This window comes from Mycobacterium adipatum (assembly GCF_001644575.1).
Taxonomy (GTDB): Bacteria; Actinomycetota; Actinomycetes; order Mycobacteriales; family Mycobacteriaceae; genus Mycobacterium; species Mycobacterium adipatum.
Window position 1 is genome coordinate 939335 of the sequence record NZ_CP015596.1, and the last position, 14141, is coordinate 953475.

Below are 14141 nucleotides of genomic sequence, written 5' to 3' on the forward strand. Positions count from 1 at the left end.
TGCGATGATGTCGGCATGAGACCGGGAACCAGGCCCACGAAGGCGGATGTGGCGCGGCTGGCCAATGTCTCACCGGCGACCGTCAGCTATGTGCTCAACAACGTCAAGGGACAGACCATCTCGGCGCAGACCCGCGCGGCCGTGCAGGATGCGGCCAAGTCTCTCGGTTACCGGCCAAACCTCGCCGCCCGCAATCTTGCCCGCGGCGGCAGCGGCGTGGTGCTGTATATCGTTCCGCGAATTTCGTTGGGCGAGTTGCTCCTTGAGGTCGGCAGCAGGCTGACCACCGAGTTGGCCCGGCACGGCGTGGTGTTGTCACTGCAGTTCGAGACCGATGACGGCCGCAATGTGGTGGACGCGGTGGCCGACCTGAACCCGATCGCGGTGACCAGTGTGTTCCCGCTCGGCGGTGCCGCGCTGGAGGCGGTGACGGCTGCGGGCATCCCGCAGATCTATCTGGGCAGCGCGCAATTGCACGCGATGGGTGAGCTACATCTGTCGATCGGTCGGCTGCGGGTCGAGCATCTGGTGGCCCGGGGGCACCAGCGGCTGGCGTTCGCTTACGCCGGCGACGAGACGCTACGGCCGCTCGGCGACTACTGGCTGACCGGCTTGCGGGCGGCCGCCGCGGAGCTGCCCGAGATCGCCACCGCGACCGTCGCCGCCGACGGCTCCGATGCCGCGGACGTGGTGCGTGACTGGATCGCGGCGGGTGTGACGGCGGTGTGCGCGCAGAGCGACGAGACCGCCATGGTGGTGTTGCACGGCATCAGGGAGGCCGGGCTGCGTTGCCCGCAGGATCTGGCGGTGATGGGAGTGGACGCGATCCCGCTGGGCGCGGTGAGCGGTCCACCGCTGACCTCGGTCGGCTTGGATGCCAAGACGATCGTCGAGGTGTCGGTGGCGGCGATGATGACCGAGCTCGGATTTCCCAGCGCTGGTGAGCCCAGCAGCGCAAATGTCGCGCAGCTGATTCAGCGCGCGTCCACCTGACGAGACACTTCGCGGTCGATTTGTCACGGTGCGCGCTTGCCCTCGGGGGAGTGACCCGCGTAACTTACGCGAGTAAGTGCCAGCCCCCGGAGAGGTGAACAGGTGACCATCGAGGCCAACCCAGGACGAATTGACGGCACCGCCGTCGGCGACGTGTACTTCGACCCGTACAACGTCGAGATCAACGCCAACCCGTACCCGGCGTTCGCCCGCCTGCGCGAAGAAGCGCCGCTGTACTACAACGAGGAGTTCGACTTCTACGCGTTGAGCCGGTTCGCCGATGTGAACAAGGCGTTGATCGACCACGAGACATTCAGCTCGGCGCGCGGCGCGATCATCGAACTGATCAAGGCCAATATCGAGATCCCCTCGGGCGCACTGATCTTCGAGGATCCGCCGATCCACACCACACACCGCAAACTGCTGGCCCGGATGTTCACCCCGCGCAAGATCGCCGCGCTGGAACCCAAGATCCGCGAGTTCTGCGCACAGGCGCTGGACCCCTTGGTCGGCTCCGGCAAGGTCGACTTCATCACCGATTTCGGCGCCATCATGCCGATGCGGGTGATCAGCACGCTGCTCGGCATCCCCGAGGACGACCAGGAGATGATCCGCGACCACGGCAACGATCAGATGCGCACCGAGGACGGCAAGCCGATGAAGGCCGCCAGTGAAGGCCTGATCGACGGGTCGATCTTCGAGACCTATATCGACTGGCGCAAGGACAACCCGTCCGACGACATCATGACCGACCTGCTCAACGTCGAGTTCACCGATGAGCAGGGCGTGACCCGCCACCTCACCCGCGAAGAGCTGCTGATCTACATCAACGTCGTCGCCGGCGCCGGGAATGAGACCACCACCCGCCTGATCGGCTGGGCGGCCAAGGTGCTCGCCGAGCATCCCGACCAGCGCCGCCAGCTCGTCGAGAACCCGGCCCTGATCCCGCAGGCGATCGAGGAACTGCTGCGTTTCGAACCGCCCGCCCCGCACGTCGCCCGCTACGTCACCCGCGATGTCGAGTACTACGGCCAGACGGTGCCCGAGGGTGCGGCGATGATGATGTTGATCGGATCGGCCGTGCGTGACAGCCGCCAATTCCCGCCCGACGGTGAGGTTTTCGACATCCACCGCGAACAGCGCCAGCATCTGGCATTCAGCGTCGGCACGCACTTCTGCCTGGGCTCGGCGCTGGCCCGCCTGGAGGGTCGGATCGCGCTGGAGGAGATGCTCAAGCGCTTTCCGGAGTGGGAGGTCGATCTGCCCAACGCGAAGCTGTCACCGACGTCGACCGTGCGCGGCTGGGATTCGATGCCGGCGTTCGTCCCGTGACCGTTGGGTTGTCGGTCCCGAAATCGTGGGACGAGGTCACCCCCGACTGGATGACCGCGGCATTGGCCATGGACTTCCCCGACGCGGTCGTCGATACCGTCACCGTCGCCATGCGCGATGACGGCACCAACCGGCGGGCCCGGCTGGCGCTGACCTACCGACCCGGTCCGGCCGGTCCGGACCGGGTGTTCGTCAAGGCCGTCGATCCTGGACACCGGGAGCTGATCAAGATGACCAGCGGGCTGCTACACGAGCCGCGGCTGTTCGCCTCCGGTGTCGAGCTGCCGCTGGAGCATCCGCGGGTGCACGCCGCCCCGGTCGACGAAACCGCCGAGGACTTCCTGTTGGTGATGGAGGACCTCACCGCCCGGGATGCCGATCCCCGCGATGCCACCCGGCCGCTCACCGTCGAGCAGGCCGCCGACGCGGTGCGTGGTCTCGGCCGGCTGCACGGGGAATTCTGGGGTGAGCGGCTCACACGGCCCGGTCTGGGCTGGCTGGAACCGTTTCTGCCCTGGGACGGCATGCAGTACGCACCGCTGCCTGCGGCGCTGCAACGCCTCGGCGATGACGCCCCGGCCTCGGTGCAGGCGCTGACCATCGATGCGCTGGTGGAAGGCATCTGGAAACCGTTCATCCGGACCTTGACCGCACCGGGTGTGCCGGTGACCCTGCTGCACGGTGACCCGCACATCGGCAATACCTATGTGGTCACCGGGACCGGGTCGGGAGACACCGTCGGCTTCCTGGACTGGCAGGTGGCCCGGCGGGGTAACTTCTCCGTCGACCTCGGCTACTTCCTGCAGGGCGCGCTGGTCACCGAGGACCGACGCGCGCACGAGCGTGAACTGCTCGGCGAGTACCGGGACAGCCTGGGCCTGCCCGCCCACGAACTGCCCTCGGCCGAGGAGATCTGGCTGCGCTACCGCGCGTCGGTGGCGCACGGCCTGACGACGTGGCTGGCCACCGCCAGTGCCGGGGAACTCTGGCAGCGCCCGGACATCGCGCTGGCGTTGGCGCAGCGTTACAGCGCCGCCTACGAGGACCTGCAAACCGCACAAGCGTTGGCGGACCTGACCACCTAGGGTGGTGGCGTGACAAGGGCGCGCCGACTGTGATCGATCACGTGCTTGTCGTCATCTTCGCCCTGTGCGCAGCCATTTTCGCGGCCATTGGCATCGTGGTGCGCCAGCGGGCGACGATCGATGTGCCCGAGGAGCACGGTGTCAGCACCGTCATGCTGGCAACGCTGCTGCGCCGCCCGCTGTGGTGGGGCGGAACTGCCGCAGCGGTGGCGGGTTTCGTCTTCCAGGCTTTGGCCCTGGACAACGGTTCGCTGATCGTGGTGCAGCCGCTGCTGGTGTCCGCGCTGTTGTTCGCGCTGCCGCTGAGCGCCCGGCTGGCGCACCGCCGGGTCAACCGGGGCGACTGGTTGTGGGCCGTGCTGTTGACGGTCTCGCTGGCGATCTTCGTGCTGCTCGCCCATCCCCGGGTCAGTGACCAGGTTGCGCCGGTGAGCACCATTGCCGTGGTCGCGGGTGTGTGTACGGCGGTGGTGCTCGGCTGTGTGCTGGTCGCGGTGCGCCGCTCCGGCTGGCAACGGGCGGTCCCGTTGGCTGTCGCCGTGGGCGTGCTGTTCGGTCTCGTCGCGGTGCTGACCAAGATGCTGATGCACGCGCTGGATCGCCATACCGTCGCCGAGGTGCTGGCGACTCCGCTGCCGTATGCGCTGGTACTGCTCGGTGTGTTGGCCACCCTGCTGCAGCAGTCCGCCTTCCATGCCGGTTCGCTGCAGACCTCCGTCCCCACCATGCTGGTCGTCGAGCCGATGGCGGCCGTGCTGCTGGGTGTGTTCCTGCTCGGCGAGACCCTCACCGCGAATCGGTGGGAGGCGGTGGTGCTGACCGTCACGGTGCTCGCCATGACCGCGGCCACCATCGCGCTCGGGCGTGACGAAGGCGCCTATGAGGCCCAGCTGGAAGCCACGTCACGCGCGACCTGACGACCGTTCTCACAGGGAACCGGCAGGTCGCAGCGCCGCGGGCATATCTTTAGTTTTGCTAACGTTGTGAGGTGCGTCGGTGTGGACGACGAGGTCCGCCGAGCGATTTCCCGTCGCTCCGCTCGCCCCGGCCTACGAATAGCGATAGAGAACTGAAGGACTACTCATGTCGAACGAGAACTTTGACGACCGCCTTGCGCGGCTGTACGCCACAGACCCGGAGTTCGCCGCCGCCAGGCCCGACCCGGCCGTCGTCGCCGCGGTGAACGAACCCGGGTTGACCCTTCCCGATATCGTGCGCACCGTCCTGACCGGTTACGCCGACCGGCCCGCGTTGGGCGCCCGCGCCGTCGAGTTCGTCACCGACGAAACCGGCCGCACCGTCGCCGAACTGCAGCCGCGTTTCGAGACCATCACCCACGGGCAGCTCTGGGAGCGGGTCCGGCGGGTCGCCGACGCCTGGCGCGCCAACCCCGTGCACCCCGGTGACCGGGTCGCCCTGCTCGGCTTCACCAGCGTCGACTACACCGTGGTCGATATCGCGCTCACGCAGCTCGGCGCCGTCTCGGTGCCGCTGCAGACCAGCGTGTCGGCGGCCGCACTCGCCCCCATCGTCGCCGAGACCGAGCCGGTGCTCATCGCGGCGAGCATCGACTATCTCGATGACGCGGTCGAGTTGGCCCTCGGATCAGATGTGGTGCGGCTCGCGGTGTTCGACTACCGGCCCCAGGTCGATGACCAGCGTGACGCGCTGGTCGTCGCGACCGCCAGGCTCGGTGACCGGGTCACCATCGAGACCCTCGACGATCTGCTGGTGCGTCCGGCCTCCACCGTCGAACCCGTTGCCGTACAAGAGGAATCCGATCCGCTGTCGCTGCTGATCTACACCTCCGGCAGCACCGGAGCGCCCAAGGGAGCGATGTACCCAGCGAGCAAGGTCGCCGACATCTGGCGGCCCGCGGCCAACTCGCACTGGGATGAGAGCCAGGGCGTGGTGCCGTCGGTCGTGCTGAGCTTCATGCCGATGAGCCACGTGATGGGCCGCGGCATCCTCTACAGCGCGCTGGCCAGCGGCGGCTCGGTGAACTTCGCGGCCCGCGCCGACCTGTCGACCTTCCTGGAGGACCTGGCACTGACCCGGCCCACCCAGCTGAACTTCGTGCCGCGCATCTGGGACATGCTGTTCGGTGAATACCAGAGCCGGATCGCACACACCGGCGCCACCGACGCCGAGAAAGAAGCGGTGCTGGCGGACATGCGGCAGAACCTCCTCGGCGGTCGCTTCGTCAGCGCGCTGACCGGTTCGGCGCCCATCTCGCCGGAGCTGAAAGCCTGGGTGGAGAAGCTGCTCGACATGCACCTGCTGGAGGGCTACGGCTCGACCGAGGCCGGCGCGGTGTTCGTGGACGGCAAGATCGCTCGGCCGCCGGTGCTGGAGTACAAGCTGGTCGACGTGCCCGAACTCGGTTACCACCTGACCGACCGCCCGCACCCGCGCGGTGAGCTGCTGGTGCGTTCCGAGCAGCTGTTCCCCGGCTACTACAAGCGCCCCGAGGTCACCGCCCAGGTCTTCGACGCGGACGGTTTCTACCGGACCGGCGATATCGTCGCCGAACTCGGACCCGATCAGGTCGCCTATGTCGACCGGCGCAACAACGTGCTCAAGCTCTCCCAGGGCGAATTCGTCACGGTGTCCAAGCTGGAGGCCGCATTCAACACCGCACCGCTGGTGCACCAGATCTACATCTACGGCAACAGCGCCAGGCCCTATCTGCTGGCCGTGGTGGTGCCCACCGACGCGGACGCGTCCAAGGCGGATATCGCCGCATCGTTGAAGGATGCCGCTCGCGCCGCGGATCTGCAGTCCTATGAACTGCCGAGGGACTTCCTGATCGAGACGACACCGTTCACGGTGGAAAACGGTCTGCTGACCGGTATCCGGAAGTTGGCCTGGCCGAAGCTCAAGGAGCGCTACGGCGCCGAACTCGAGCAGCTCTACACCGACCTGGCCGACGGCCAGGCCAACGAACTGCTGGCGCTACGGTCCGCCGGGGCCACCGCGCCGGTGCTGGAGACCGTCAGCCGGGCCGTCGCCGCGCTGCTGGGTGCGGCGAGCTCCGATATCGCCCCCGATGTGCACTTCACCGATCTGGGCGGAGATTCGTTGTCGGCGTTGACCTTCGGCAACCTGCTGGCCGATATCTTCGACGTCGAGGTGCCGGTCTCGGTGATCGTCAGCCCGGCCTCGGACCTGCAGACCATTGCCGAACACATCGAGACCCAGCGCGCCGGCGGTACCGGACGGCCCACCTTCGCGTCCGTGCACGGTGCCGGCGCGACGGCGGTGCACGCCGCCGACCTGACCCTGGACAAGTTCATCGACGCGGCGACTCTGGCTGCCGCACCGTCCCTTCCGGGTCCGGTCAGCGAGATCCGTACCGTGCTGCTGACCGGAGCCACCGGTTTCCTGGGCCGCTATCTGGCATTGGACTGGCTGGAGCGGATGGACCTCGTCGACGGCAAGGTGATCTGCCTGGTCCGCGCGAAGAACGACGATGAGGCCCGGGCCCGGCTGGACAAGACCTTCGAGACCGGTGACCCGAAACTCGTTGCGCACTATCGTGAGCTGGCCGACCGTCACCTCGAGGTGATCGCCGGCGACAAGGGCGAGGCCGACCTCGGCCTGGATCCGGCGGTCTGGCAGCGCCTCGCCGACACCGTCGACCTCATCGTGGACCCGGCGGCACTGGTCAACCACGTGCTGCCGTACAGCGAACTGTTCGGGCCCAACGCACTCGGTACCGCCGAGTTGATCCGGATCGCACTCACCACCAAGATCAAACCGTTCGCCTACGTGTCCACCATCGGCGTGGGCTGGGGGATCGAACCGGGCAGGTTCGTCGAGGACGCCGACATCCGGACCATCTCCGCCACCCGGGTCGTCGACGAGAGCTACGCCAACGGTTACGGCACCAGCAAGTGGGCCGGTGAGGTGCTGCTGCGGGAGGCCCACGACCTGGTCGGTCTGCCGGTGTCGGTGTTCCGCTGCGACATGATCCTGGCCGACACCACCTACGCCGGTCAGCTGAACCTGCCCGACATGTTCACCCGGATGATGCTCAGCCTGGTGGCCGCCGGTATCGCACCCGGATCGTTCAATCAGCTTGACGCCGAGGGCAACCCGCAGCGCAGCCACTATGACGGGTTGCCGGTCGAGTTCATCGCGGAGGCCATCTCGACTTTGGGCACCCAGGTGGCTCTCGACCCCGCGCGCACGTTCGAGACCTACCACGTGATGAACCCGTACGACGATGGCATCAGCATGGACACCTTCGTCGACTGGCTGGTCGAGGCCGGCTACCCGATCGAGCGCGTCGCCGACTACGACCAGTGGCTGGCCCGGTTCGAGACCGCGCTGCGGGCCCTGCCGGACCGGCAGCGTCAGGCGTCACTGCTGCCGCTGCTGCACAACTACACGGTTCCGGGGACGCCGGTGAACGGCGCGATGGCGCCGACAGAGGTGTTCCGGGCCGCGGTGCAGGAGGCAAAGATCGGGCCGGACAAGGACATTCCGCATGTCAGCCGGGAGGTCATCGTCAAGTACGCGACCGATCTGGAGCTGCTCGGGCTGCTCTAGACCACAACGCCGTTTCGCGTTGTGCGGTACTAGTTCACGTCGACGTAGATCGTTTGCACCGCGAGCGCGTTGTACACGTAGTCGCGGTCCTCGTCGTCGACGATCCAGTTCTGGCTGAAATCCTGGCCGTGGCGCACCCCGACCACATTCGCCTCCGCGAGTGGTTTGCTGCTCAAGCGGCTGACGATCACCCGGTAGCCCTGCGCGCGCAGATCGTCGATGGTCTGCTGCGCGTTGCCGGTGACGTCCGGTGCGGCAGCAGCGGGTGCGCCCGATCCGATGAGACCTGCGGCCAGGCCGGCGGTGACCGCCACGGCGATTGCGTGCTTGTTCATGTGTGCCTCTTTTCTGCCTTCCGATCCTAGGTCGGGAACCGGCAGTTCGGCAGTGTGATTCCACGCCGTCCCGGACATCAGGCGTGCCAGGACGCCCAGTGCGACACCGCAATGGCCACCACCGGACCGTCCAGGGCGGTGCGCTCGTATTGCTCGTACTTGGCGCGGAGCAGGCCGTATCCGATGGCCATCTGTTCACCGTCGTGGTGCACGGTGGCCAGCCCGTCTGCGCGCACCCACCACAGCTGCTCCCAGTCCTCGCTGTAGTGGTCGGCCAGCAGGCTGACCCGCGGGTTGGCCGCGATGTTGGTCAACCGGCGTAGCCGTCGGGTGGACTTACGTTTCGCGTCGACGGCGGTGTAGACGGTGTCTCCCGCCACGGCGAAGACGACCGGGACCAGATGCGGTGCGGCGTCGGCTCCGGCGGTGGCGAGCGCCGCGACCGGGGCGCCGGCGAACAGGTCGACGGGATCGGTTTCGGGCACGCGTCCGATGTTATGCGCCCGCAGACAGCAAGATTGCCGGTAGCGTCGGATCCCGTTCACTGCGATGTCACCGACAGGTCACCGTCCGGCCGCCTGTCCATCGGAAGGTTCGGCAATGAAGAATTCGCTCCTGGGTCTGGCTGCCACCGCACTGCTGACCGCCGGGCTTGTCGCCTGCGCCCCGCCGACCAAGGACGAGCCTGCCGCCGAGGGGAACGCGCGCACCGCCACATCGGCCGCGGACTTCGGTGGGATGGACGGCCTGATCGAGGCGGCGAAGGCCGAGGGCGAACTCAATGTCATCGCGTTGCCCGACGACTGGGCCAACTACGGACAGATCATCAAGACGTTCGGTGACAAGTACGGCATCAAGGTCAATTCGGCGCAGCCCGGCGCCAGTAGCCAGGAGGAGATCAACGCCGCGGTGCAGCAGAAGGGCCGTAGTACCGCGCCGGACGTCTTCGATCTGGGCCAATCCGTCGCACTGGCCAACACCGACATGTTCGCGCCCTACAAGGTGGAGCATTTCGACGAGATCTCCGAGGCGTTCAAGGACCCGGACGGCAAGTGGGTCAACGACTACGGCGGCTACATGTCCATCGGCTACGACTCCGCCAAGGTGCCGACGATCGCCGGTGTGGACGACCTGCTCAAGCCCGAGTTCGCGGGCAAGGTCGCGCTCAACGGTGACCCGACCCAGGCCGGCGCCGCGTTCTCCGGAGTGATGATGGTGTCGGTGGCCCAAGGCGGCTCTCCCGATGACATCGCGCCCGGTGTCGAGTTCTTTCGCAAGCTCAGCGAGGCGGGCAACTTCCTGCCCGTCGATCCGACCCCGGCCACCATCGCCTCCGGGCAGACACCCGTGGTCATCGACTGGGACTACCTGAATGTCGAACAGTCCAAGAAAGTTCCGGGCTGGAAGGTCATCATCCCGCACAACGCCGCGGTTGCCGGCTACTACTTCCAGGCCATCAACGCCGACGCGCCGCACCCGGCCGCGGCCCGGCTGTGGCAGGAGTTCCTGTACAGCGACGAGGGGCAGAACCTGTACCTGCGCGGCGGTGCACGACCGGTGCGGGCCGACTCGATGGTGACCCGCGGCAGCATCGACCGGGTGGTCTACGGCGGCCTGCCGCCGGTCGACGGCGCGGCGACGTTCGTCACGGTGGCACAGAACGAGGCCGCGACCAAGTATCTGGAAGCCAACTGGGCCAAGGCCATCGGCTGATTTCCGTGCGCCGTCTCCGGCAGGCTCTGCCGCTGCTGCCGTTCGTGGCGGTGGTGTCGATCTTCCTCCTCATCCCGACCGGCACCGTGATCGTGAACGCGTTCGTGGTGGACGGCCGCTTCTCTCTGGACCTGATCGCCGCGCTGTTCACCGAGGCCCCGCTGGCGGCGCTGCTGCGCAGCGTGGTGCTCTCGGCGAGCAGCGCGCTGATCGGCGCGGCGCTCGGTGCGGTGCTGGCTTGGCTGATCCTGAGCAGCGCGCCGACCTCGCTGCTGCGCCGGGCGGTGCTGTCCTTGGCCAGTGTGCTGGCCCAGTTCGGTGGTGTGGCATTGGCTTTCGCTTTCCTGGCGACCATCGGTCTGAACGGCGTACTTACCCTGTGGCTGCAGCAGCTGCTCGGCATCGACGTGGCCTCCGGCGGCTGGCTGTACAGCGTGGGCGGGCTGGTGCTGGTGTACACCTACTTCCAGATCCCGCTGATGGTCATCGTGTTCCTGCCCGCACTGGAGGGGTTGCGCAGCCAGTGGCGCGAGGCCGCGGTCAGCCTGGGAGCGAGCACCTGGCAGTACTGGCGTGAGGTGGCGTTGCCGCTGCTGACGCCGGCGTTCCTGGGATCACTGCTGCTGTTGTTCGCCAACGCTTTTGCCGCCTACGCCACCGCGGCCGCACTGGTCAGCCAGGGGAGTCCCATTGTGCCGCTGCTGATCCGGTCGGCGTTGACCAGCGAGGTGGTGCTGGGCCGGGCCGGGCTGGCGTATGCGCTGGCACTCGAGATGATCGTGGTGGTGGCCGTGGTGATGGTCGCCTACAACCTGTTGGTGCGCCGCACCGCCCGGTGGCTGCGATGAAGACCCTTCGGATCCTGCTGTGGCTGTTGTTCGCGGCCTTCTTCCTCTTCCCGCTCTATGCGATGGCCGATTTCGCGACCCGTGACCTGCACGCCGGCGGCCGCACCATATCGGCCTGGGTCAACCTGTTCGCCGACGACGCGCTGTTCGCCGCGATCGTGGCCTCGCTGCTGCTCGCGGTGCTGACGGTGGCGGCGATGCTGGCGCTGCTGGTGCCGACGATGATCTGGGTCCGGCTGCGCGCGCCGTGGGCCAACCGACTCGTGGAGTTCCTGTGCCTGCTGCCGTTGACGATCCCGGCACTGGTGGTCGTCGTGGGGCTGCGCAACGTCTACCTGTGGGTGACCTATCTGCTCGGTGAGTCGGCGCTGACGCTCACCTTCGTCTACGTGGTGCTGGTGCTGCCGTTCGCCTACCGGGCGCTGGACGCCGCGCTGTCGGCGATCGATCTACAGACCCTGGCCGAGGCGGCACGGTCGCTGGGCGCGGGCTGGACCGCGACGATCGTGGCGGTGATCGTGCCGAATATCCGGGCCGGCGTCATGTCCGCGGCGTTCATCTCGATCGCGGTGGTGCTCGGTGAGTACACCGTCGCGTCGCTGTCCGGTTTCCAGACGCTGCCGGTGCAGATCGTCGAGATCGGCAAGAGCGACGGCCCGACTTCGGTGGCGGCCTCGCTGGCCACCCTGATCTTCGGGTTCGTGCTGTTGTTCGTGTTGTCGCTGGTGACCAGGAGGAGACGGCCGTGACCGGGGCGAGCGAAGCGACGGGGGATATGCAGGGCGTAGAGGTTGAGCTGAGCGGCCTGACCCGCAGCTACGGTGCGGTGCGCGCCCTGGACGGGTTGACGCTGCAGATCCAGCCCGGCGAGTTGGTGGCGCTGCTGGGGCCGTCGGGCTGCGGCAAGACCACTGCGCTGCGCATCTTGGCCGGCCTCGACGAGGCCGACGCCGGATCGGTGACGATCGACGGGCGCGAGATCAGCCGGGTACCGGCCAACAAGCGCGATATCGGCCTGGTGTTCCAGTCCTATAGCCTGTTTCCGCACCTGACGGTTCTCGACAACGTCGCCTTCGGACTCAAGATGCGCGGCGTCGGCGCCCGGGAGCGCGCCGGGCGGGCCGCCGAGATGCTGGACCTGGTGGGGCTGGCCACGCAGTCCGGGCGGTATGCCGATGAGCTGTCCGGTGGTCAGCAGCAGCGGGTGGCGTTGGCCCGCGCGCTGGCGATCCGGCCGCGGGTGTTGCTGCTCGACGAGCCGCTGTCGGCACTGGACGCCCAGGTGCGCGGCCAGCTGCGTGACGAGATCCGCCGGGTCCAGCTGGAGGTGGGCACCACGACACTGTTCGTCACCCACGATCAGGAGGAGGCGCTGGCGGTGGCCGACCGGGTCGGGGTGATGAACGGCGGACGGCTCGAACAGCTCGCGGCCCCGGCCGAGCTGTACACCCGGCCCGCGACCCCGTTCGTCGCCGAATTCGTCGGCCTGCACAACCGGGTGCCCGCCCGGGTGATCGACGGGTGGGTGCGGTTGTGGGGACAGTCGGTGGCGGCGCTGCCGGGTTCGGTGACCGAGGGCACCGCCCTGGTGCGGCCCGAGGCGATCCGGCTGACCGCCGATCCGGCCGGCGCGGACACCGTGCAGTCGGTGGCCTTCCTCGGCGCGGTCTCCCGTGTCACGGTGGCGCTCGATGACGGCTCGACCGTCATCGCCCAGGTCAGCGGTCAGACCTTCGAGCCGGGCGACCGGGCGCACCTCAGCGTCGAGAGCCCCGGGGTACTCGTCGTCGGCGGGTAGTCAGGGTCAGACGGCCTTGACGGGCTCGATGCCCAGATCCTTGTAGGTCACCAGCGCGACGAACGGCACGCCCATTCGACCGAACAAGTCGGCCGCGACATCGCCGCGGTCGACCATCGGGATCACCCCGGTCACCACGGCACCGGCCGCGGTGACGCGGTCGTAGGCCTTGGCGGTGGAGCCCCCGGTGCTGATCACGTCGTCGACCAGCAGCACGCGGGTGCCCGGCTCGATGCGGGTGCCCTCGATCCACTGCTCACGACCCCGGGCCTTCTGCTCCTTGCGCACCGAGAACCAGGCGGCGCCGGTCACCATCGCCACGCCGTGGGCCAGCGGGTCGGCCCCCATGGTGAGCCCGCCCACGGCATCGAACTCGATGCCGTTCATCGTCGCCAGGTCGGCGACCGCGCGGCTGACCGTGGACAGTCGCTCCCCGTTGTCGATGGCGTACTTGCCGTCGATGTAGTCGTGGCTGAGCTGCCCGCTGACGAGCTTGAACGGCTCCTCGCGATGCTCATAACCGCGCGTCTTGATCAGCTCGAAAGCCGCTTGCCAGGTCTGCGGGCGCTGCATACCCGGAATCGTATTGCACGACCTCCGGTGCGATCAGCCCTGCCGTGCCCTCCGGGTCAGCTCGACTGCGGCCGAGCGCAATTCATCGATGCCGTTGATCGGTGCCAGGTATCCGGCCCGGGTGTAGGCGATGCCACGCGGTGTGGTGACCCTCAGGTCGAGTCCGTACCGGTCGGCCCCGGTGCACGTCGCGGCGCTGGCGTCGGGGAAACCGCCGAGGGTTTGGGCCATCGCGACCAGCGCGTCGGCGTGATCGGCGTTGAGGTGTTGCACGGCACCCGCGGAGTGCGGGGCCACCGGGTCGGGTGCGGCTGCGAGGTAGTCGGCACCCGACGTCGAATCCATCCGCCCGTACCCGCCGACCCAGCGGACCCGCTGCACCTGCAGCACCCACAGGGTGAAGTCGCTGTAGTCGATGTAGTACTTGGCGGCGGGCACGGCCGCCAGGTGAGCCGCCCGGGCACCGTCCAGGGCGTCCCCGGTGGGCCGCACGACGGCTCCCGCCAACGTGACGCGGCCCGAGGCCAGCGGATCATCCGGCGCCTCGGGCGCCACGATCGCAATGCTGGCGCGCTGGTCGGCGGCGAGGTTGCGGCCGTGCTCGGCCATATTGGACACGCACAGCACCGGCGCGCCGTCGAGCAGCCCGTAGGTGACGAAGGAGGCCCACGGATCACCGTCGGCGGTCAGCGTGGCCAGCGTGCCCGCGTTGGTGGACGCCGCGATGGTGCGGGCCTCCTCGGCGGCCGACGGACGGGTGGCGTTGAGCACCGGCGCCAGCGGTGGCGGCACCGACGGAGCATCGCCGGGGTCACCGTGATCACGCAATTCAGCCACTTCGGCACTGTAACCGAGCCGCCGTCACGTGTACGAGCGCGCGCTGTCGGGTACGGGGAGAATCATGAGCGTG

13 protein-coding genes are annotated in these 14141 nt (G+C 68.0%); 9 read left to right on the forward strand and 4 right to left on the reverse strand.

Features of this window, described 5'->3' with window-relative positions:
* The first annotated feature begins 15 nt into the window (after positions 1 to 15).
* The 5 genes from A7U43_RS04340 (at position 16) to car (ending at position 7964) form a co-directional block, all read left to right on the forward strand.
* Positions 16 to 993 carry a LacI family DNA-binding transcriptional regulator gene (locus A7U43_RS04340; protein WP_067991541.1) on the forward strand — a complete coding sequence of 326 codons (978 nt, stop codon included), beginning with the start codon at positions 16 to 18 and terminating at the stop codon, positions 991 to 993.
* 129 nt (positions 994 to 1122) lie between these two features.
* Positions 1123 to 2325 carry a cytochrome P450 gene (locus tag A7U43_RS04345; RefSeq protein WP_068001875.1) on the forward strand — a complete coding sequence of 401 codons (1203 nt, stop codon included), beginning with the start codon at positions 1123 to 1125 and terminating at the stop codon, positions 2323 to 2325.
* A gap of 50 nt (positions 2326 to 2375) precedes the next feature.
* Entirely contained in the window at positions 2376 to 3410 is a 1035-nt protein-coding gene (locus A7U43_RS04350; protein ID WP_068001871.1) for a phosphotransferase, read from the forward strand.
* Between the two features lie 29 nt (positions 3411 to 3439).
* The gene (locus tag A7U43_RS04355; RefSeq protein WP_067991544.1) at positions 3440 to 4327 is read left to right on the forward strand and encodes a DMT family transporter; all 888 of its coding nucleotides are present in this window, start codon (positions 3440 to 3442) and stop codon (positions 4325 to 4327) included.
* Between the two features lie 166 nt (positions 4328 to 4493).
* Complete coding sequence (car, locus tag A7U43_RS04360) at positions 4494 to 7964, forward strand: carboxylic acid reductase (RefSeq protein ID WP_067991546.1); 3471 nt, start codon at positions 4494 to 4496, stop codon at positions 7962 to 7964.
* Positions 7965 to 7993: 29 nt separating this feature from the next.
* On the opposite strand, the gene A7U43_RS04365 is transcribed toward car, so the two are convergent.
* A complete protein-coding gene (locus A7U43_RS04365) occupies positions 7994 to 8299 on the reverse strand; it encodes a hypothetical protein (RefSeq protein WP_067991549.1) in 306 nt (101 codons plus the stop codon).
* 77 nt (positions 8300 to 8376) lie between these two features.
* Positions 8377 to 8784 (reverse strand): TIGR03668 family PPOX class F420-dependent oxidoreductase, encoded by a 408-nt coding sequence (locus A7U43_RS04370; RefSeq protein ID WP_067991552.1) that lies wholly within the window; start codon positions 8782 to 8784, stop codon positions 8377 to 8379.
* Positions 8785 to 8899: 115 nt separating this feature from the next.
* Between A7U43_RS04370 and A7U43_RS04375 the strand changes: the two genes are divergently transcribed.
* The 4 genes from A7U43_RS04375 to A7U43_RS04390 are packed head-to-tail and all read left to right on the forward strand — an operon-like array spanning position 8900 to position 12658.
* Complete coding sequence (locus A7U43_RS04375; RefSeq protein ID WP_067991555.1) at positions 8900 to 10012, forward strand: ABC transporter substrate-binding protein; 1113 nt, start codon at positions 8900 to 8902, stop codon at positions 10010 to 10012.
* 5 nt (positions 10013 to 10017) lie between these two features.
* A complete protein-coding gene (locus A7U43_RS04380; protein WP_411289620.1) occupies positions 10018 to 10860 on the forward strand; it encodes an ABC transporter permease in 843 nt (280 codons plus the stop codon).
* The gene (locus tag A7U43_RS04385; protein WP_067991558.1) at positions 10857 to 11609 is read left to right on the forward strand and encodes an ABC transporter permease; all 753 of its coding nucleotides are present in this window, start codon (positions 10857 to 10859) and stop codon (positions 11607 to 11609) included. Before A7U43_RS04380 ends, A7U43_RS04385 begins: the two co-directional genes overlap by 4 nt.
* A gap of 26 nt (positions 11610 to 11635) precedes the next feature.
* Positions 11636 to 12658 (forward strand): ABC transporter ATP-binding protein, encoded by a 1023-nt coding sequence (locus A7U43_RS04390; RefSeq protein ID WP_067991562.1) that lies wholly within the window; start codon positions 11636 to 11638, stop codon positions 12656 to 12658.
* Positions 12659 to 12664: 6 nt separating this feature from the next.
* Here A7U43_RS04390 and pyrE read toward each other — a convergent pair whose 3' ends face one another.
* A complete protein-coding gene (pyrE, locus tag A7U43_RS04395; RefSeq protein ID WP_067991565.1) occupies positions 12665 to 13231 on the reverse strand; it encodes an orotate phosphoribosyltransferase in 567 nt (188 codons plus the stop codon).
* A 33-nt stretch (positions 13232 to 13264) separates the two neighbouring features.
* Complete coding sequence (locus tag A7U43_RS04400) at positions 13265 to 14068, reverse strand: HugZ family pyridoxamine 5'-phosphate oxidase (protein ID WP_082902017.1); 804 nt, start codon at positions 14066 to 14068, stop codon at positions 13265 to 13267.
* Positions 14069 to 14141: the final 73 nt, after the last annotated feature.

What these genes read in the sequence shown, in the direction of transcription:
- pyrE (WP_067991565.1), bottom strand. Translation starts at nt 13,231, where the DNA reads ATGCAGCGCCCGCAGACCTGGCAAGCGGCTTTCGAGCTGATCAAGACG.
- A7U43_RS04350 (WP_068001871.1), top strand. Translation starts at nt 2,376, where the DNA reads ATGACCGCGGCATTGGCCATGGACTTCCCCGACGCGGTCGTCGATACC.
- A7U43_RS04365 (WP_067991549.1), bottom strand. Translation starts at nt 8,299, where the DNA reads ATGAACAAGCACGCAATCGCCGTGGCGGTCACCGCCGGCCTGGCCGCA.
- A7U43_RS04340 (WP_067991541.1), top strand. Translation starts at nt 16, where the DNA reads ATGAGACCGGGAACCAGGCCCACGAAGGCGGATGTGGCGCGGCTGGCC.
- A7U43_RS04385 (WP_067991558.1), top strand. Translation starts at nt 10,857, where the DNA reads ATGAAGACCCTTCGGATCCTGCTGTGGCTGTTGTTCGCGGCCTTCTTC.
- A7U43_RS04375 (WP_067991555.1), top strand. Translation starts at nt 8,900, where the DNA reads ATGAAGAATTCGCTCCTGGGTCTGGCTGCCACCGCACTGCTGACCGCC.
- A7U43_RS04390 (WP_067991562.1), top strand. Translation starts at nt 11,636, where the DNA reads ATGCAGGGCGTAGAGGTTGAGCTGAGCGGCCTGACCCGCAGCTACGGT.
- car (WP_067991546.1), top strand. Translation starts at nt 4,494, where the DNA reads ATGTCGAACGAGAACTTTGACGACCGCCTTGCGCGGCTGTACGCCACA.